The sequence below is a fragment of the Aeromonas aquatilis genome (genome assembly GCF_054052405.1).
In genome coordinates this window covers 20,956-40,615 of sequence record NZ_JBSTYP010000016.1, presented here as the reverse complement: position 1 = coordinate 40,615, position 19,660 = coordinate 20,956, and the positions used below count along the sequence as shown (strand labels likewise).

The 19,660-nt window shown below is 57.0% G+C and carries 17 protein-coding genes; 9 read left to right on the top strand and 8 right to left on the bottom strand.

Going from position 1 to position 19,660, the window contains the following annotated elements; genetic code table 11:
- Nucleotides 1–338: 338 nt before the first annotated feature.
- Complete coding sequence (locus tag ACW5W8_RS08215; protein ID WP_498627284.1) at nucleotides 339–1,532, top strand: aromatic amino acid transport family protein; 1,194 nt, start codon at nucleotides 339–341, stop codon at nucleotides 1,530–1,532.
- 168 nt (nucleotides 1,533–1,700) lie between these two features.
- Here the strand turns inward: ACW5W8_RS08215 and ACW5W8_RS08210 are convergent, their stop codons facing one another.
- Nucleotides 1,701–3,038, bottom strand: coding sequence for a DUF8370 family protein (locus ACW5W8_RS08210; RefSeq protein WP_498627282.1), 1,338 nt, complete (start codon nucleotides 3,036–3,038; stop codon nucleotides 1,701–1,703).
- A 260-nt stretch (nucleotides 3,039–3,298) separates the two neighbouring features.
- Between ACW5W8_RS08210 and ACW5W8_RS08205 the strand changes: the two genes are divergently transcribed.
- Nucleotides 3,299–3,556: a metal-independent carbonic anhydrase family protein gene (locus tag ACW5W8_RS08205; RefSeq protein WP_498627281.1), complete on the top strand. Its 258-nt coding sequence runs from the start codon at nucleotides 3,299–3,301 to the stop codon at nucleotides 3,554–3,556.
- 196 nt (nucleotides 3,557–3,752) lie between these two features.
- Entirely contained in the window at nucleotides 3,753–4,139 is a 387-nt protein-coding gene (locus ACW5W8_RS08200) for an MAPEG family protein (protein WP_498627279.1), read from the top strand.
- A 113-nt stretch (nucleotides 4,140–4,252) separates the two neighbouring features.
- Here the strand turns inward: ACW5W8_RS08200 and ACW5W8_RS08195 are convergent, their stop codons facing one another.
- Complete coding sequence (locus tag ACW5W8_RS08195) at nucleotides 4,253–5,656, bottom strand: DEAD/DEAH box helicase (protein ID WP_498627278.1); 1,404 nt, start codon at nucleotides 5,654–5,656, stop codon at nucleotides 4,253–4,255.
- Nucleotides 5,657–6,011: 355 nt separating this feature from the next.
- Between ACW5W8_RS08195 and ACW5W8_RS08190 the strand changes: the two genes are divergently transcribed.
- A complete protein-coding gene (locus tag ACW5W8_RS08190) occupies nucleotides 6,012–6,842 on the top strand; it encodes a substrate-binding periplasmic protein (protein ID WP_498627277.1) in 831 nt (276 codons plus the stop codon).
- 111 nt (nucleotides 6,843–6,953) lie between these two features.
- On the opposite strand, the gene aroC is transcribed toward ACW5W8_RS08190, so the two are convergent.
- Together aroC and prmB are read right to left on the bottom strand one after the other, a co-directional pair.
- A complete protein-coding gene (gene aroC / locus ACW5W8_RS08185; protein ID WP_498627276.1) occupies nucleotides 6,954–8,042 on the bottom strand; it encodes a chorismate synthase in 1,089 nt (362 codons plus the stop codon).
- A 12-nt stretch (nucleotides 8,043–8,054) separates the two neighbouring features.
- On the bottom strand, nucleotides 8,055–8,990 hold the full coding sequence (prmB, locus tag ACW5W8_RS08180; protein WP_005345333.1) for a 50S ribosomal protein L3 N(5)-glutamine methyltransferase: 936 nt from the start codon (nucleotides 8,988–8,990) through the stop codon (nucleotides 8,055–8,057).
- 82 nt (nucleotides 8,991–9,072) lie between these two features.
- On the opposite strand from prmB, the gene smrB reads away from it, so the two are divergent.
- Nucleotides 9,073–9,597 (top strand): endonuclease SmrB, encoded by a 525-nt coding sequence (gene smrB / locus ACW5W8_RS08175; protein WP_005333198.1) that lies wholly within the window; start codon nucleotides 9,073–9,075, stop codon nucleotides 9,595–9,597.
- 16 nt (nucleotides 9,598–9,613) lie between these two features.
- On the opposite strand, the gene ACW5W8_RS08170 is transcribed toward smrB, so the two are convergent.
- Together ACW5W8_RS08170 and ACW5W8_RS08165 are read right to left on the bottom strand one after the other, a co-directional pair.
- Entirely contained in the window at nucleotides 9,614–10,216 is a 603-nt protein-coding gene (locus ACW5W8_RS08170) for a histidine phosphatase family protein (protein WP_498627274.1), read from the bottom strand.
- Between the two features lie 184 nt (nucleotides 10,217–10,400).
- Complete coding sequence (locus ACW5W8_RS08165; RefSeq protein ID WP_498627272.1) at nucleotides 10,401–11,621, bottom strand: methyltransferase; 1,221 nt, start codon at nucleotides 11,619–11,621, stop codon at nucleotides 10,401–10,403.
- 192 nt (nucleotides 11,622–11,813) lie between these two features.
- Here ACW5W8_RS08165 and ACW5W8_RS08160 point away from each other — a divergent pair, with 192 nt between their 5' ends.
- Nucleotides 11,814–12,392, top strand: a complete 579-nt coding sequence (locus ACW5W8_RS08160) for a PhnA domain-containing protein (protein ID WP_005333203.1) — start codon at nucleotides 11,814–11,816, stop codon at nucleotides 12,390–12,392.
- Nucleotides 12,393–12,596: 204 nt separating this feature from the next.
- On the opposite strand, the gene ACW5W8_RS08155 is transcribed toward ACW5W8_RS08160, so the two are convergent.
- On the bottom strand, nucleotides 12,597–14,123 hold the full coding sequence (locus tag ACW5W8_RS08155; RefSeq protein WP_498627271.1) for a fumarate hydratase: 1,527 nt from the start codon (nucleotides 14,121–14,123) through the stop codon (nucleotides 12,597–12,599).
- 294 nt (nucleotides 14,124–14,417) lie between these two features.
- Here ACW5W8_RS08155 and pabB point away from each other — a divergent pair, with 294 nt between their 5' ends.
- The 3 genes from pabB (at nucleotide 14,418) to ACW5W8_RS08140 (ending at nucleotide 17,826) form a co-directional block, all read left to right on the top strand.
- Complete coding sequence (gene pabB, locus ACW5W8_RS08150) at nucleotides 14,418–15,701, top strand: aminodeoxychorismate synthase component I (RefSeq protein ID WP_498627331.1); 1,284 nt, start codon at nucleotides 14,418–14,420, stop codon at nucleotides 15,699–15,701.
- A 43-nt stretch (nucleotides 15,702–15,744) separates the two neighbouring features.
- Nucleotides 15,745–16,311, top strand: a complete 567-nt coding sequence (locus ACW5W8_RS08145) for a CoA pyrophosphatase (RefSeq protein ID WP_498627270.1) — start codon at nucleotides 15,745–15,747, stop codon at nucleotides 16,309–16,311.
- A 216-nt stretch (nucleotides 16,312–16,527) separates the two neighbouring features.
- Nucleotides 16,528–17,826, top strand: coding sequence for an HAAAP family serine/threonine permease (locus ACW5W8_RS08140; RefSeq protein ID WP_498627268.1), 1,299 nt, complete (start codon nucleotides 16,528–16,530; stop codon nucleotides 17,824–17,826).
- A gap of 556 nt (nucleotides 17,827–18,382) precedes the next feature.
- On the opposite strand, the gene sstT is transcribed toward ACW5W8_RS08140, so the two are convergent.
- Entirely contained in the window at nucleotides 18,383–19,633 is a 1,251-nt protein-coding gene (gene sstT, locus ACW5W8_RS08135; protein WP_498627266.1) for a serine/threonine transporter SstT, read from the bottom strand.
- Between the last annotated feature and the right edge of the window lie 27 nt (nucleotides 19,634–19,660).

Here is a 19,660-nt window from a genome sequence, read left to right as displayed (position 1 = left end):
CCACTTGGCTTATCTGTATCTATGAACCCCCTGCCAGTCACTTTTTCGGTGCTTTTTTCTGCAATTAGCCATCACTGTCATCATTTATTTCCAACTGTTGCCACGAGCTAGCACAAGATCCGTATAAAAGAGGTTGTTTCCGCTATTTTGATCCGCTAACGTGGCAAGCATCTTTTACAAGTGACAGGTTTTAGGTACAGATGTTCCCGTTCCGATATTGCTAGCCTCCGGCCTTATCCCCGGAGGCGCCTGCTGATAACGCCAATTGGCCCCCTCTTGTTGACGTCACTGCTGACATCGCCTGTTTGCACTGACACCGCTACGTTCGGATGGATAACATGAATACCAAAACCCTGGGTTGTACCCTGTTGATTGCCGGCACCACTATAGGCGCCGGCATGCTGGCCCTGCCGCTGGCCTCCTCCTCCCTCGGCGGCCCCGCCACCCTGCTGCTGATGATTGGCCTGTGGGCCCTGATGGCCTTTACCGCCATGCTGCAAGTAGAAGCAAGCCTCAACACCGGCAAGTGGTACCTGCACCAGCTGGCGGATCATTTGCTCGGCCCCTGGGGCAAGCGCATCGCCTCCTTCTGTATCCTGATGTTGTTCTACTCGCTGGCCTCCGCTTACATCAGCGGCGGCAGCAGCCTGCTGGCACAGGCGCTGGCCGATGCGGGCATGACCATCAGCCAGGAGCAGGCCGCCTGGGCCTTTACTCTGCTGTTTGGCGGCATGGTCTGTGTCGGCACCCGCTCGGTGGATTACCTCAACCGGCTGATGTTCACCGTCAAACTGGTGATTATGGTGGTGGTGCTGGCGTTGCTGCTGCCCCGCACCGAAGGTCAGCATCTGCTCTCGATGCCGCTGGGTCAGGGCCTGTTGCTGGCGGGCCTGCCGGTCATCTTCACCTCGTTCGGCTTTCACGGCTCCATTCCGAGTGTGATGCTTTACCTCGGTGACTGCCCCAAGCAGTTGCGTCGGGTCTTTGTCTGGGGCTCAGCCCTACCGCTGATCCTCTACGTGCTGTGGCAGGTGGCGATCCTCGGTCTGCTCGGCCAGCAAGCCCTGCTGCAAACCGGCGGCGCGCTGGACAGCCTGCTGGCCAACGTCGGCAAGCTGGTGAGCTGGCCTGCGTTTAATCAGGCGATGCACCTGTTTGCAGATCTGGCACTCGCCACCTCCTTCCTCGGGGTGACGCTGGGACTGTTCGACTTTATGGCCAAGGTGACCCGCCGCAAGGACAACTGGCAGGGCCGCAGCCAAACCGGCCTTATCACCTTTGTGCCGCCACTGCTGTTTGCCCTCTACTTCCCGCAGGGCTTTATCATGGCGCTTGGCTACGCCGCCATTGCGCTGGCGATCCTCGCGGTGCTGCTGCCGGTGGCGCTGGTGTGGCAGAGCCGCAAACAGGCGCCCGCCCACCACTACCGCGCCCCGGGTGGCTTAGTGGCGCTGGGACTGGCCGCCGCCATGGGCGTGCTGATCGTCGGTGTACAGGTCAGCGTCAGCCTGGGACTGCTGCCAGCTCTATAAGCCCTCGCTGATACGGAATGCCTAAAAATAACAAAGCCCCGCCAATCAGATTGGCGGGGCATTTGCTAGGCTCGTTTACTTGCAGATGCCTTTTGATTTCCATCAACAAACCAAATGTCCGATGCTTTACCATTCGTCTTTATAAATTCGTCTCGCATTCTTTGCACTTCACCATATTTTTTTGCCTACTCCACCTACATCAATTATTAAAAAAAACCCTAAATCTGTATCATCAGCCTTTTTATATATTTCCAGCTGCTTTTCATATCCATGAACCAAGCTACTATTGGTAGATAGTTTAATTTCAACAACCAATTTTGAATTAAATCCTTTTGATAGTTTAAAGTCTACAGGCCCGTTGCCAGAGTCAGCTTCCGGTGTCAGATCAATGTTATTTGCTTTGCAATAGCTATACGCCACTGCAAAAAAAAGTCTCTGTGAAGCCTTCTCTTTCCTAGGCTTTCCATTTTCATCCCATAGTTCTTTCCAAAGCCCCTTATTTTCTATCAGATCTTGAAATTGCTCCAATATTTTATTGACAACTGCCACAACTTCTTCTTGATTTAATTTTCTGCCAGAGAATTCAGATAAGTCGTATGGATAATTTATTGATATTTTATGTAAAAGCTCAGTCCAAAAAGACTCTCCATTTCTATCATTTTTGAAATCATATGGCTTTGGTTCTACCTCGTGGATCATGTCCAATACTTGCTGAAAAGCCTCCTTACTTTTCAGAGCTGCATCTTTCAACCTCTGCTTTTCTTTTTTAGTCATTGTAGCCCAAACTTCACCTACGTGATTATTGACTCTCTCCCGTAGTTCTTCATTTTCTTTCACAACTCTTGCTATATCACTCCAATCGGAGGCTATCGGTAAATCACGAACGATATCATTTGGAACAAATAATAATGGCTGATTTGAGTATGGATTAACAACTAGCTCATACGATTTACCTCCAACTATAAATTTTCTTGTTGGAATATTCAGTATGCCATTAACTCGTATAGAAAAAGATATTAGATCATTTAAGATGATATTCGTTGTCATATCACTTATTCGATCAGGGCCAATACCTTCCTCAAATAAAGCTAACGCCATAAAAAGGTCGATATCATCTACACCAAGTGAAACGATTTTTGATGCAGTATCCAAGGTGCTCGCGACTAGATCCTTTCCAAAGCCAGAACCTCTAACTGTTGTTCCATAACCTAAACATGTCCAACTGACCTCAGAAAACTTAAATAATCTTTTAGCATTTCGCCAAGGAACATCATCTTCTTCTTTAGATACAGCCAAAAGCTTTATAATCTGATAAAATCGATTTACATATGATTGGAATGCCCCCTCTCGAATTTCAATGTGAGCACTTTCTGCTAATAGTAGAGGATCAATAAACAACAATGTATCAGTGTTCAGCAATACATTCACAACACCAAGCTGATCTAAAACAACAGGATCAACTCCGAATTCACTCACGATTGTCGCTGGATCTTTAATTTTTCCCATTTTGTATTCCCTTTATTCTGGTAAATTTAAATTTCGTATTTTTAGACCATAAAATGATTGATATTAGCTTGCACAAATGAAGGCTATATTCTTTGAACAACCACTCAGAAAATCAATTTAAATGGCTAGAAAAGAAAGCAACAAATAGTTACATCCCAAGTTCCTTTGGAACCGTTTTGCTCGGATAAGCAGGATATCAAACGCCGACACAACTAGTATGTTAAATGTTATCTACGGCATTTATTTTGTCCTGAAATTTGATGGAGATCAGTTTTATTGAACGAATGGAAGCGGATAAGTGCAGTAGCGGCTTTGCCCTGAAAAACTGGCAGAGCTACCGCTATGACAATGCCGCAGTCTATATCAACGGCGACATGACGCTGACCATGGGCAAGGTGCATCTGGTGGATCGCGACAACAAAGAAACCACTGTCGACAAGAGCTGGGGTTTCAAGAAGGGGGATGATGGCAAGGTGCTCATCGTACTGCACCACTCCTCTCTCCCCTACGGCGCCTGACTGGCGAAGTGCAGCTGATTACGCTGCACGCAACCTAAAACCAGACAACAAGCCCTGCCAGACTGGCGGGGCTTTTTTTATCTGGCAAGGGCGATCAGGACGCCATGGCCGTGCCCTCTTTACTGCTACCCTCAAGGGCAAGCCATTGAGCGCACAACAGATCCATGCTTATCCATCACCTCGGGAGCCCTATGCCATGACCATACTGCCCATCTATGCGGCCCTCCTTGCCCTGCTCTTTGTCCTGCTCAGCGTGCGCACCATTCGCACCCGTCACCGCCAGAAAGTGGCGCTGGGACACGGCGATGATCCCGCCATGCTGCGGGCCATGCGGGTACACGCCAACTTTGCCGAGTATGTCCCCCTCACCCTGCTGCTCATCTATTTCGTTGAAACCGGCAGCCATGCCCCCTGGCTGGTTCATCTGCTGGGGTGTGCCCTGCTGCTTGGTCGCCTCTGTCACGCCTTCGGCATGAGCCGCACACCGGAGAATTTCCGCTATCGGGTAGTGGGGATGGGGCTGACCTTCACCGTCATTTTGCTGAGCGCGGCCTGTCTCCTGAGCACCGCCCTGCTCTCCTGACCAGAGCAGGTCAGCCAAACGCGGAACTGCAGAAGCAGAAATAGAAAAGCCCTGCCGATATGGCAGGGCTTTTCGTTTAACCGATCAGAGCGGGAGCGTGGCTCTCCTTGCCCTTACTGGTTGTGGCTGGCGCGACGTGGACGACGGGCCTGAGCCGGCTTGGCTGCAACCTCAGCCGGACGCTGACCACCCTGGGGCTTGGGCTTGCCGCCGTTGCCTGAGCGGTTAGCGCCTGCGTTGCCACCGTTGTTGCCGGAGCGAGCGGCACCCTGACGCAGGCCTTGACCTTGCGGACGCGGCGCACGGCGCTGCTCGCTCGGATCACGGGGCTCTTTGCGCAGCGGCGCGCCGATACCACGGGCGATGTTATCGAGGGTCTCGCGGGACGCCTCGAAGCCGGGCACCTGCTCGCAGGGGATGTTCTGCTTGGTCAGACGCTCAATGGCCTTGATAAGCTTCCCTTCATCGGCCGCAACCAGCGAGATGGCGTGACCGGCAGCGCCAGCACGACCGGTACGACCGATACGGTGTACGTAATCTTCCGCCACGTTCGGCAGCTCGAAGTTCACTACCTGCGGCAGCTTGTCGATATCGAGGCCACGGGCGGCGATGTCGGTCGCGACCATCACGCGCACGCTGCCATCCTTGAAGCCGGCCAGTGCGCGGGTACGGGCACCCTGGCTCTTGTTGCCGTGAATGGCGGCGGCACTGATGCCGTCTTTTTCAAGCTTCTCGGCAACGCGGTTGGCGATGTGCTTGGTACGGGTAAAGACCAGCACCTGCTGCCAGTTGTTGCTGGAGATCAGGTGGCTCAGCAGGGCAATCTTGTTGGCCTTGTCGCACGGGTGCACCAGCTGCTCGATACGCTCCGCGGTGCTGTTGCGCGGGGCGACTTCGATCACTGCTGGGTTATCCAGCAGACCAGTGGCCAGTTCGCGGATCTCGTCGGCGAAAGTCGCGGAGAAGAGCAGGTTCTGGCGCTTCTTCGGCATCAGAGCCAGGATACGGCGGATATCGCGGATAAAGCCCATGTCGAGCATGCGATCCGCTTCGTCCAGTACCAGGATCTCCACTTCGTCGAACTTGACGGCGTTCTGGTTGTAAAGATCAATCAGGCGGCCGGGACAGGCCACCAGCACGTCCAGACCACGGCGAGTCGCCATCATCTGCGGATTGATGCTGACGCCGCCGAACACGACGTGGCTGCGCATCGGCAGGTGTTTGCCGTAGTTACGCACGCTCTCGCCCACCTGGGCGGCCAGCTCGCGCGTCGGGGTCAGTACCAGCGCACGGACGCGGTTCGGAGAGACCTTGCGCTTGCTCTCCATCAGACGTTGCAGCATCGGCAGGGTAAAGCCTGCGGTCTTGCCGGTCCCTGTTTGGGCCGCCGCCATCAGATCGCGGCCAGCCAGAACGGCGGGGATCGCTTGCTGCTGAATGGGAGACGGGGTGTCGTAGCCTTGTTCGGCAACGGCACGCAACAAGGGTTCGGCCAGACCGAGGGAAGTAAAACTCATAGTTACCTGCTAGGGATAGGGGCGCCGACAATCCGGGATGGGGCTCCTCTGCTGAGCCGATGCCATCTCGCCAGACTCGGGCCTGTTGAGAACACAACGATTTCCCCGGGGAGCAGAGCAAAGGGGAAAGAATAGGGGCGCAGTCTAGCGGAGTTATTGAGGAGAAACGAGAAAAATGTGATGTTCCTCCCAGCACAAACAGAAAAGCCCCCTGCTGCCCCCCGAATAATCCCGTTGACCGCTGGCGCAGGCACCACACTATTAACTGCCAACATAATATCTGTCTCCGCAGCTCCGGCCCGGACATGCAGACGACGGGCCACATGATAGAAGAACGGGATAACGAGGTTTGGCTATGACCACGCGATATGCAATCCGTAGCAGATGGTCCATTCGGATCGGCCTGCTGCTTATGCTGCTCTCCCCTGAGTTGCAGGCCGACCAGGCCCTGACCGTGGCCTGGAGCCACTGGCCCCCTTTCAGCCAGATCGACAACCGGGGCGAGCTGGACGGGCTGGATGTCAGCCTGACCCGCCAGATCCTCACCCGGGCGGGCTTCACCCCCAAGTTTCGCGAGATCCCCTGGGCACGGGCACTGCATCTGGTGGAGCACGATCAGCTGGATGTGGCGATGGCCGCACTCCCTCTGCCGGAGCGCCAACAGTACGCCCGCTTCTCGGATCCCTACCGCCAGAGCGCCTATGTGCTGTTGAGTAATAACCCGATCCCCGGCCATCAGGATCGCTGGGCGCAGCTCTATAATCTGCCCGCGTTGTGTAACGAGAAAGGGCTCAAGATAGGCAAGTTGCGCGGCACCCGCCCCATGCATCAGATGGATAGCTGCCCGGCGCTAAAAATGGCGACCGAATACAACGCCGATGAGCGAATGATCGATCTGCTGCTGGCTCGCCGCCTCGATGGCATCATCATGGAGTGGCAATATGCCCGTTACCGGCTGGCCCAGCTGGGGGCCGAAGAGTTTATCAGCTGCCAACTGTTGCTACACCACCAGCCGGTCAGTCTGATGTTTGCCAAAAACAGCGTGAGCGAAGAACAGATCCTCAAAGTCAACGAGGCCATTCATGCCTTGCCCAAACCCCACAACAAGTATTCGCCCCCCAGGTGTCGCCTCAATGCCGATCCAGGCGCCGCGGATCTGCTGACCCGCGCCCTCCGCAAGCATTGACGGGGTAAGCCGCCACCTAAAATAGCAAAGGCGACCCGAAGGTCGCCTTTTTGGTATTGTCGAACTTGTTCCCCAAACAGGGAGCGATCAGTCGATGAGCAGCAACAGCTATCAGCGCAGCTGTGGGGTATGGGTCAACACCCCCTGATTCTGGGCGCGATGGCGCAGCAGGTGATCCATCAACACCAGCGCCAGCATGGCTTCGGCGATGGGCACGGCGCGAATACCTACACAAGGATCGTGACGACCCTTGGTGATCATCTCGATTGCCTCGCCTTCGGTATTGATGGTCTTGCCAGGCACAGTGATGCTGGAAGTGGGCTTGAGCGCCATGCTCACCACGATATCCTGGCCGGAAGAGATACCGCCCAGAATGCCGCCCGCATGGTTGCTGGCAAAACCTGACGGGGTCATCTCGTCACGATGCTCGGAGCCTTTTTGCTCCACTACCGCAAAGCCATCGCCGATCTCCACCCCTTTCACCGCATTGATGCCCATCATGGCGTGGGCAATGTCGGCGTCGAGACGCTCAAACACCGGCTCACCCAAGCCCACCGGCACATTGCGCGCAATGACCTGCACCTTGGCACCGATACTGTTGCCCTCTTTTTTCAGGTCACGCATGTATTGATCGAGCGCTTCCAGCTTGCCCGCATCGGGGAAGAAGAAGGGATTCTGCTCAATCTGCGCGGCATCAAACGCCTCGGCCTTGATGGGGCCGAGCTGGGAGAGAAAACCGGTGATCTCGATGCCATGCACCTGTTTCAGGTACTTCTTGGCGATCGCCCCCGCCGCTACCCGCATCGCGGTCTCGCGGGCAGAAGAGCGACCACCGCCGCGATAGTCCCGCTGACCATACTTCTGGTGGTAGGTGTAGTCAGCGTGACCTGGCCGGAACAGATCCTTGATATCGGAGTAATCCTTGGAGCGCTGATCGGTGTTCTCGATCAAGAGCCCGATGGAGGTACCGGTGGTCTTGCCCTCGAACACCCCGGAGAGGATCTTCACCTCGTCCGGCTCGCGGCGCGGCGTGGTGTAGCGGGAGGTGCCCGGCTTGCGCCGATCCAAGTCCCCCTGCAGATCCGCTTCGCTTATCTCCAGCCCCGGCGGGCAACCATCGACCACGGCGCCCAGCGCCAGGCCGTGGCTCTCGCCAAAGGTGGTGACCCGAAAGAGTTGACCAAAACTGTTCCCTGCCATGCGCGCTCCTGCTTAGTTCTTGTAGATGGCGAAATGATCCTGATACTGCACCAGCTCTTCACGGGTCATCACAAAGACGCCGTGGCCGCCGTTTTCGAATTCAACCCAGGTAAAGGGGATCTCGGGGAACTGGGCTTCCAGATGGATCATGCTGTTGCCCACTTCGACCACCAGCACACCGTTATCCTTGAGGAAATCTGCCGCATGGGCCAGCAGACGCTTGGTCAGCTTGAGACCATCGGAGCCGGACGCCAGCGCCAGCTCGGGCTCGTGACGGAACTCGTCCGGCAGATCCGACATATCTTCGGAGTCCACATAGGGCGGGTTGGAGACGATGAGATCGTACTTGTCGCCCGCCGGCAGATCGCGGAACAGATCGGAGCGGATCGGAATGACCTGCTGCTCCAGCCCGTGATCGTTGATATTGCGCTCGGCCACGTTCAGCGCATCGATACTGATGTCGATGGCATCCACTTCCGCTTCCGGGAACTCGTGGGCCATGATGATGGCAATACAACCGGAGCCGGTGCACAGGTCCATGATCCGGGTCGGTTCATGTTTGAGGAAGGGCGCGAAACGGTTGGCCACCATCTCCGCAATGGGTGAACGGGGAATGAGCACCCGCTCGTCCACGTAGAACTCCCAACCGGCATACCAAGCCTTGTTGGTCAGATAGGCGGCCGGTACCCGCTCCTGTACGCGGCGGATAATCAGCTCGGCGATACGGTGACGCTCGCTGCTGGTGAGACGGGAGTGGCGCATGGCCGGGTCTACATCCGGTGGCAGATGTAACGCGGGCAGTACCAGCTGCACAGCTTCATCCCAGGCGTTGTCGGTTCCATGACCGTAAAAAATCCCGGCGTCGTTGAAACGACTCATGGCCCAACGCAACATGTCCTGGATGGTGTGCATCTCGGCAACCACCTCATCGATAAATATCTTGTCCAAATCCACCTCCAAGTCGAGTAATATCCGGCCCGAGCCCCGTTTACGTTGCGGGCAAGACGCATACCTAATACATGAGCATCTGATGAAAAAAACGCCCTCACCGACAGACGAGGAAACCCTGCTGTTCCGCGATGCGATAAAAGGTACCCGGAAAATCAAGCAAGATACCATAAGGGCCGAGTTACGCCCGGTCAAGCAGAAACGCGAATTGCGCGAAACCCGCGAAAAGCTTGGGGTTGACCACTATTTCAGCGATGAGTATCAGCCCCATCTCGACGACGATGGGCCGACCCGTTACGTGCGGGAAGATGTGTCAAAATTTGAGCTGAAAAAGCTCAAGCGGGGCATTTATCCGCCGGAGATCTATCTCGACTTGCATGGCATGAACCAGCAGCAAGCAAAACAGGAGCTGGCTGCCCTGCTCACCCTTTGCCAAAAAGAGAACATTCACGTCGCCTCGGTGATGCACGGTATCGGCAAACATATTCTCAAGCAGCGCATTCCCAGCTGGCTGGCCCAGCACCCCAATGTGCGCGCCTTCCATCAGGCTCCTCGCGAATGGGGCGGCGACAGCGCCATTCTGGTGTTGCTGGATATCGAAGAGTAGAAAAAGCAGCGTTCAATTAACCCTGCCCAACCGGCCGGTTGAATCGTAACTGTGATATAGATGAGCCAAGATTGACCGCCAGCATGCCGCCGTTGGGCAGTTGCCACTCGAAGAAGTCATCAAATCCGGCAATCGTTACAGCGCGGATCACCTTGGCGACCACACCGTGCGCCACCAGCAATATTCGTTCCCCCTGCATGGTCGAAACGAGCTCAGTCACTCCCTGTGAGATCCGGGCAATCACCTCGTCCAGGGTTTCACCACCGGGAGGTGCTTCCGTCCAGCGCCGGGTGATATTACGCGCCCACAGTTCGGGATATCGCGCCCTCGTCTCTGCCTGTGTCAGCCCTTCAAACAGGCCGACATTACGCTCACAAAAGGCCGGCGCAAGCTCAACAGGCAATCCCAACTGGCGAGACAAGATGGCCGCGCACTCTCTTGTCCGCAGTAGGGGTGAGGCCAGCAGCCGATCGAACGGGGCCAGTGTGGTCGCTATCTCATCGGCCAGCCAGCATATATGCCGCGCGCCATCTTGGTTGAGCCCGATATCCAACGAGCCTTGATAACGCCCTTCCGCATTGGCCTGCGTCTCTGCATGGCGGATCACCACCAGTTCCATGGCGCCCCCCTCTATCCTGTTTTTTGTTTTCGGTTTATTGGCTAAAGCTGCAAACTAATTCCCTTTCGGATAAGGAGACGACAATCTCCACCCACTCATTATTCGCTAAGAAAAAAATGGCTGACACGCTCAGCCAGTCAACCATCATCAATATTCAAGAAAAATGCTCAAAAATAGCCGGATGTCAGGCACGCACGGCTCGGATCAGGATATTGCGCGGGGTCATGGGTTTGGCACAGAACTCCCCCACTTCGACCCGATAACCCTGCTCTTGCAGGAATAGCGCTCGATCCAGCGCTAGCCAGATCTCGAGGGGACGGCGAAACAAGTGGCGCACCAGCTCCATGCGGGCGACATCACCAAAGCGGCGCTCCCCGTGTTCCAACCAGGCGGGATAGTCGAGCCCGGCGGGCAGCACAATCCCTTTGCGTTCAGCAGCCCAAACACAGAATGCCTCGAAGGTGCCGGTCAGCAGGCTCTTTTGCATATTGGGCACCGGCAGATACTCATCCACCCCGCGCACCTGACGCTGCAGGCAGTCAAACCCGAGCCGCCACACCACTTCCTGCTCGCGCAGGCGGGCGATCCGCGCACCGCCAGTCACCGTCTCCTGTAGCGGCAACTTGAGATCCGCTTTGCTCAACACCAGCTCGCTGGCATTGGCCGCCGCCGACAGCGGGCGATAGTGGCTGCTGCGGATCAAGTGGTAACAACAGGGAGAGATGGTCACGCCGCTGGCACTGCGCTCGGCCACCCGCTCCAGCAGATGGGTGTGGAGCTCGCCGCAGGCATGGAGTGCTATGGCGTGATGTTCGGGGGCGATCAGCGCCACCGATTCGGGGGCAAAGGCATCGGCGCAGGTAAAGGTCATATTGGCGCCATCCCGCTCGGCCAGCAGCCGACCTTCATCACAAAGCTGCTCTTGCAACTCCAGACTGAGGATCGGAGCCTGTCGATGAAGTGACACCAGCCGCCCAAGGTGGCCCTTACCGGCACACCACTCCAGATAGGGGCCCTGATGGGCAGGCAGACAGGCGGTGAACGACTCGATCTGAGCTTGCTTGCGCCCCGGCATATGCAGCGCCATCTCCTTGCTGCAAGTGATGGGCTCAGGGGTAAACGGAGCAAGCTGACTGAGTTGCTGCAGCTCGGCTCCCTCGGCAATCCAGGGGGCAAGCAGCGTGCTGAGTGCATCCATATTCGCATCGAGCTCTGCCAACTGGCCGAGCGTCAGCCCATTGAGCAGTGCCGCCAGTTCGGGCGCCTCATCGGCAAAGGCCATGGTCAAATGATGATATGGCTGATATTGCCACCAGCGTCGGTAGCGGGTGAGCAGTCGATCCAGTTGTTGAAAACGTTGAGCCAGCACGAATGCCCCTGCCTTGCAGTCAAAAAGGAGGCTCATTCTAGCGATCCCGCTTTAAATTGCACTCCTGTCGGGCAGTAAACTGTCGTTTGGCATACAGGCAAGGGGACGGCTTAGACCCAGCTTGCAGCCCAACCAGACAAAATGCAGGGTTTTATGCTATATTCCGCCCCCTCTTTCACGCGCCTCGCCTAACGCGGGTCGCTTTACACTAGCTATGGGACCAACAACATGACCATCAACGCCATTCTGCAAGCGCGCGCGGGCGCCAAGTGTGAACTGTGCAGCGCCGAGCAGGCGCTGACCGCCTTCGTGGTGCCTCACTCTCCCGCCAGCGACGATGATCACAGCGTTGCTATCTGTGATACCTGCCGTGGTCAGCTGGAACAACCGGATACCCTGGTGGTGAACCACTGGCGTTGCCTGAGTGACAGCATGTGGAGCCAGGTGCCTGCGGTGCAGGTGATGGCATGGCGCCAGCTGAAAGCTCTCTCCGGCAAGGGTGAAGTGTGGGCTCAGGATCTGCTGGACATGATGTACATGGAAGACGAAGCCAAGGCTTGGGCTGAAGCTGGTATTGCTGACGAAGATGACGACAGCGTACCGACCGTTGACTCCAACGGCGCCGTGCTGCAAGAGGGCGACTCCGTCACCCTGATCAAGGATCTGGACGTGAAAGGCGCCGGTTTCACCGCCAAGCGCGGCACCCTGGTCAAGGGCATCCGTCTGACCAACAACCCTCTTCATATCGAAGGCAAGGTCAATGGCGTGCAGATCGTACTGGTTGCTGCCTACCTGAAAAAGGCCTAAAGCCAAGGGCGATTGCTCAGCTGTCTGCTGCCAGAGCACAAGTACAACGAAAAAGGATGGCGTCACGCCATCCTTTTTTATACCAGCTTGCCGCAAACGGCCAACTTGAGCCATCACAGGCCAGTCAAGCAAAAAGGCGCATCCGGATGGACGCGCCTTGTTTACATGGCCGATGCCGTTTTAACAGGCAGCGGAAACGGTCACTCAGGAGGAGAGTTTGCCGTCCAGCTCGGCAATCTTGGCCGACCAGTAGGCCGGGCCGGTTTCGTGGATGTTGTTGCCTTCGGAATCGACCGCAACGGTCACCGGCATATCTTCCACTTCAAACTCGTAGATCGCTTCCATGCCGAGATCGGCAAAGGCTACCACGCGCGCCTTCTTGATAGCCTTGGCCACCAGATAGGCTGCGCCACCGACGGCCATCAGATAGACGGCCTTGTGTTGCTTGATGCTCTCAACGGTTTTCGGGCCACGCTCGGATTTGCCGATCATGCCGATAAGGCCGGTTTCACCCAGCATCATGTTGGTGAACTTGTCCATCCGGGTGGAGGTGGTGGGGCCAGCCGGGCCGACCACTTCGTCGCGCACCGCATCGACCGGGCCCACGTAGTAGATGAAGCGGTTGGTGAAATCAACCCCTTCCGGCAGCCCTTCGCCATTTTTCAGCATGTCGGCGATACGCTTGTGGGCTGCGTCGCGACCGGTGAGGATCTTGCCGGAGAGCAGCACGGTATCACCGCTCTTCCAGCTGGCGAGTTCGGCCTTGGTGATGCCATCGACGTTGACGCGGCGCACGTTGCCACCCGCTTCACGGGTGATCTCCGGCCAGTCGCTCAGTTTCGGCGGGGTCAGCTCGGCGGGCCCTGAACCATCCAGCTCGAAGTGAACGTGACGGGTCGCGGCGCAGTTGGGGATCATCACCACCGGCTTGGAAGCGGCGTGAGTCGGCGCAGATTTGACCTTCACATCCAGCACGGTAGTGAGGCCGCCCAACCCCTGGGCACCGATCCCCAGCTTGTTGACCTTGTCGTAGAGCTCGACCCGCAGCTTCTCTTCAGTGGTTTGCGGGCCACGGGCGATCAGCTCCTGAATGTCGATGTGCTCCATCAGGGCCTCTTTGGCCAGTACCGCCGCTTTCTCGGCAGTACCACCGATACCGATGCCCAGCATGCCGGGCGGGCACCAGCCTGCGCCCATGGTCGGCACGGTTTTCAGCACCCACTCGACGATATCGTCAGAGGGGTTGAGCATCACCATCTTGGATTTGTTCTCGGAGCCGCCGCCTTTGGCCGCGATGCTCACTTCCACCTTGTTGCCGGGGATCATGTCGATATGGACCACGGCAGGGGCGTTGTCTTTGGTATTCTTGCGACTGCCGGCCGGATCGGCCAGCACGGAGGCGCGCAGCGGGTTGTCAGGATTGGTGTAGGCACGACGGGTCCCTTCGTCCACCATCTCCTGCACTGTCATGTCGCTGTCCCATTGGACTTGCATGCCGATCTTGACGAAACAGGTCACGATACCGGTGTCCTGACAGAGCGGACGATGACCTTCGGCGGACATGCGGGAGTTGATCAGGATCTGGGCCAAGGCATCTTTGGCGGCCGGGTTGGCCTCGCGGTCATAGGCCGCTTTGGCTGCCTGGACAAAATCCAGGGGGTGGTAATAGGAGATGTACTGGAGGGCATCTGCGATGGAATCGATGAAATCCTGTTTTTTTATAATGCTCATATTATCCTCACTGGTCCTTATCTCTGCCACGGAGCAGAGCAAGAGCTTCCATATGATGGGCCGTGCTGACGTGCTGGCTAAAAACTATCAACCAGCAAAAAACGTACAACACGGCAGTTTTTTCTTAAGTCACCGACACCTATGATACGCTTGCACACCAGCACCGACTAGGGTTCGGGAACTAAACTGTTGCCTGTGTAACATAAAATGACGCCAACACTGCATATCCATTATCTAGACCAGAGTGCTGAACGCCATCAGCTATTTGCCCGTCTGCAACATCAGCCGTGGGCCATGTTGCTGGAATCGGCGGGGCCACTCGGCGCCGACAACGGCTTTGATATCATCACTGCCGATCCGCTAGCGACCCTCGAGACCCGGGGCCTGGTCACCACCCTCACCCAAGATGGCGAGATCCGCGAGCACAATGAGGATCCCCTCGCCCTGCTGGCCCATACCCAGCAACAGTTGCTGGGGGAGCTGGATCTATGCGCCACTCGACTTCCCTTCATTGGCGGGGCCCTCGGTCTGTTTGGCTATGATCTGGGCCGCCGCTTCGAACGGCTGCCGGTGCAGGCAGCCGCCGATATCGCGGTGCCAGACATGGCGGTGGGCATCTATGACTGGGCGCTGCTACGCAATGTGGCGACCGGTGAGTGGCAGCTGGTGCACTGGGGGGATGAAGCGGGCCTTGCCAAACGGCTGGCCTGGCTCGAACAACAACAGACCAAACCGCCCCCCGCCTTTGCCTTGCAGGGGGTGTGGCAGAGCAATATGAGCCGCGCGGAATATGGCGAGAAGTTTGCCCGCATTCAGGAATACCTCGCCGCGGGGGATTGCTACCAGATCAACCTGACTCAGCGTTTCAGCGCCCCCTATCAGGGGGATGAGTTTCAGGCCTATTGCCTGCTGGCGGCCGCCAACAAGGCTCCCTTCTCAGCCTTTATCCGCTTGCCGGACAGCGCGCTGCTGAGCCTCTCCCCCGAGCGGTTCCTGCTGCTCGATGGCCGCCATATCGAGACCAAGCCCATCAAGGGCACTCGCCCTCGCCACCCTGATCCGGCTACCGATCGGCAAGTCGCGCTGGAGCTGGCGCAGGCCGACAAGGACAGATCAGAGAATCTGATGATCGTTGATCTGCTGCGCAACGACATCGGTCGGGTCAGCCGGCCGGGCTCGGTCAGCGTGCCTCATCTATTTAGCGTGGAGTCGTTTCCGGCGGTACATCATCTGGTCTCCACCATCCACGGTGAGCTCGATGCACGCTGGCAAGGGGTGGATCTGCTGCGTGCCTGTTTCCCGGGTGGCTCGATCACCGGCGCCCCCAAGATCCGCGCCATGGAGATCATCGAGGAGCTGGAACCCCAGCGCCGCAATGCCTATTGTGGCAGCATCGGCTATCTCAGTCAGCACGGCCGGATGGATACCAGCATCTGCATTCGTACCCTGATCGCCGAAGCGGGGCATCTGCACTGCTGGGCCGGTGGCGGCATCATAGCCGACTCCGATGCCGACAGCGAATATCAGGAGACCTATGACAAGGTTGCCCGCATCCTGCCGCCCCTCTCTGCGCTATAACCCTCCCCACAGTCAGGCCACCACAGAGGACATAACACACGCCATGGATCGCCACGAACTGCTGACCCGCTTCCAGTTGCAGCAACCCGCCCCGGCCCATCGCCTCGCCATTGGCGGGCTCAGTCCGGCGGCGGTGTTGATCCCGGTGGTGGCGCGCGACGAGGGGCTCAGCGTGTTATTGACCCGGCGCAGCCCCCGGCTGCGCCACCATGCGGGGCAGATTAGCTTTCCCGGTGGGCGCCAGGATCCCGATGACGAGAACCTGATTGCCACGGCGCTGCGGGAAACCGAAGAGGAGCTCGGCATTCCGGCACAGCTGATCGAGGTGATCGGCACCCTCAACCCGCTCAATACGGTGTCGCGATTCGAGGTGCTGCCGGTACTCGGGCTGCTTGATGGCGACTATCCCCTCACTCTGAGTCCGGATGAGGTGGATCATGCCTTCGAAGTACCGCTGGCCCATCTGCTGGATCGACGCAACCACATCCCCCTGATCATCGCCAGAGGGGGAAAGCAGCACACCATCTACTGGATCCCCTGGCAGCAGCACTTTATCTGGGGAGCCACCGCCAGCATGATCAACCAGCTAGCCCAGCATCTTGAGAGATAACAATTTACCTACATCTTGCCGAGTGATATTTAATCGTTAACACTAAAATAACGTGCCAATTGATAAACAAAAATTGAACTTTTATTGTTTTGATCACATTTTCATAAGAAAGTGCGGCTTTCTGTGCCGTAAAGATGAATTTGATCAACATTTTTGATTAAAAAAACCTTATCCTTGCGCCGACTTAATAAAAACCACACATTCGGGGTGAGATAGATGTCTAATACTGTCACTGGCGCACAGGATGTTGCGACTGCACAGGAGCAAGGAATCAGCTCCGCTCAAGCAAAAGGCTGGGCGAAACAAGACACCACCTGGGTCATCAGCCTGTTTGGTACCGCCGTCGGTGCCGGCATCCTGTTCCTGCCGATCAACGCGGGTATGGGCGGCTTCTGGCCACTGGTCGTCATGGCGTTGCTGGTCGGCCCCATGACCTATCTGGCCCACCGCGGCCTGGCCCGCTTCGTGCTTTCTTCCAAGAAACCCAATGCGGACATCACCGAAGTGGTGGAAGAGCACTTTGGCGTGGGGGCCGGTAAATTAATCACCCTGCTCTACTTCTTCGCCATCTACCCCATTGTGCTGATCTACGGCGTCGGCATCACCAACACTGTTGACAGCTTCATGGTCAACCAGCTGCAGATGAGTGCACCGCCGCGCTGGATCCTCTCCATCGTGCTGATCATGGGCATGATGTCCGTGATGCTGGCCGGTGAGAAGCTGATGCTGAAAGTGACCGAGTTCCTGGTCTACCCGCTGATCGCCATTCTGGCCGGTATCTCCCTCTACCTGATCCCGGACTGGACCGGTGCCGCGCTGGAGCAGGTTCCCTCTGCCAAGGATTTCGCCACTACCCTGTGGCTGACCATCCCGGTACTGGTTTTCTCCTTCAACCACAGCCCGGCCATCTCCAGCTTCGCCCTGGCCCAGCGCCGCGAGCATGGTGAGCACGCAGCCAAGAAAGCCGATGCCATCCTCAAGCGTACCGCTCTGGTGCTGCTGGGCTTCGTGATGTTCTTCGTCTTCTCCTGCGTCATGAGCCTGACCCCAGCCCAGCTGGCAGAAGCCAAGTCCCAGAACATCGCCGTGCTCTCCTACCTGGCCAACCAGCATGCGAGCCCCATCATCTCCTACTTCGGTCCGCTGGTTGCTTTCGTAGCCATCGTCTCCTCCTTCTTCGGTCACTATCTGGGTGCCCGTGAAGGTCTGAAGGGGATGATCGTGCAGAACATGCGCAAGTCCGGCAAAGAGCCGAACGCCAAGAAAGTCGAGATGTTCATCATCGCCTTCTTCATCCTGACCCTGTGGGGCACCGCCATTGCCAACCCCTCCATCCTGGGCATGATTGAATCGCTGGGCGGCCCCATCATCGCCACCATCCTGTTCATCATGCCGATGTACGCCATCAAGCACGTGCCGGCCATGGCCAAGTATCAGGGCCATATCAGCAACGTGTTCGTCACCGTGATGGGCCTGGCCTCCATCTCCGCCATCCTCTATCAGCTGGTCGGTTAATCCCCCACCAACCATTGATAGCAAAAAGCCAGTCGAACACTCGGCTGGCTTTTTCTCTCTGCACTCTGTGCCACCGCGATTACCCTTCTCTCTCCTTATTACACCTTTCACTCTGTTGACTGTCTGCATGATCACCAGCGCCATGACTGAACACGTCGGGTATCACCATGACTCCCCCCCATGCCCGCAACTCAATATCCACAACACGTTTACTCCCCCTCACCAAACCATGATGGCGTGTCTGATAGGACGGGTTGGGTTCATCTGCCGCAGCCAGCCACCTCCATTCTTCTGTGATGCTGTGATTGTCTTGAAGATCTGGGGTAAGCCATAGTAATCGGCTCTTGGCAGAGCAGACAAAGGTGTGTGACGCACAACAGAGGGAGTAAGCACAACTCGAAGGGATAAAGATAAGGTAGCGCCCTGGACAAGGGCGACAGAATGTCTGGCACATCAGCCAATGAGATTGCTCAAAGAGGAAAAGAGAGCAAATCCGGCAATAAAAAGCGCCCTCCGAAGAGGGCGCAAGTGTGTTGCGAAACTGACCGTTGCGAGATCAGGCTTCGCGGCTCGGTACCGAAGCCACATCCAGCAAGGTTTCATCTTCAGCCATGCAAGCTGCGGCGGTGAACAGCACGTCGGTGGAGCTGTTAAGTGCTGTCTCGGCAGAATCCTGCAATACGCCGATGATAAAGCCGACGGCCACCACCTGCATGGCGATGTCGTTGCTGATGCCAAACAGGCTACAGGCCAGCGGGATCAGCAGCAAAGAGCCACCGGCTACACCGGACGCGCCACAGGCACTGACGGTTGCAACCACAGAGAGCAGCACGGCCGTTGCCATGTCCACTTCCATCCCCAGGGTATGTACCGCCGCCATGGCAAGCACTGTGATGGTGATGGCCGCACCCGCCATATTAATGGTGGCACCCAGCGGGATGGAGACCGCGTAGGTGTCTTCCGGCAGGCGCAGTTTTTCACACAGCGCCATGTTGACCGGAATGTTGGCGGCAGAGCTGCGAGTAAAGAAGGCGGTCACGCCGCTCTCTTTGAGGCAGGTCAGCACCAGCGGATAGGGGTTACGCTTGATCTTCCAGAAGACGATCAGCGGGTTGACCACGAATGCGATAAACAGCATGCAGCCGATCAGCACCACCAGCAGTTGGGCATAGCCAAACAGGGCGTCAAAGCCGGTCTCAGCCAGAGTGGAGGCAACCAGACCCAGGATCCCGAGCGGAGCACAGCGGATCACCGCTTTCACGATGGCGGAGACACCATGAGAAAGGTCAGTGATCAGCGCCTTGGTGCTCTCGTTGGCATGGCGCATGGCGATACCAAGACCGACAGCCCACGCCAGGATCCCGATATAGTTGGCATCCATCAGCGCCTTGACCGGATTGGTCACCACGTTGAACAGCAGGGTCTGCAGCACCTCGGTGATCCCGCCCGGCGGGGTGATCTCGGCAGTATTGGCCACCAGATGGAGGTTGGAGGGGAACAGGAAGCTGGCAATCACCGCGACCACGGCCGCAGAGAAGGTACCAAACAGATAGAGCAACAGGATCGGCTTCATGTTGGTCTTCTGGCCCTGCTTGTGACCAATAATGGCCGCCATCACCAGTACAAAGACCAGCAGCGGCGCCACCGCTTTCAGTGCGCCAACGAACAGGCTGCCGAGCAGACCGGCCGTTTTCGCCCATTCTGGCGCAAACAGTGCCAGCAAGATACCGAATACCAGACCAACCAGGATCTGGCTGACCAGACTGGTGCTATTGACCAGCCGAAGGAGGGGGTGTTGTTGTGTCATCAAAAAAGTCCCTAAGCACCGTAGTGC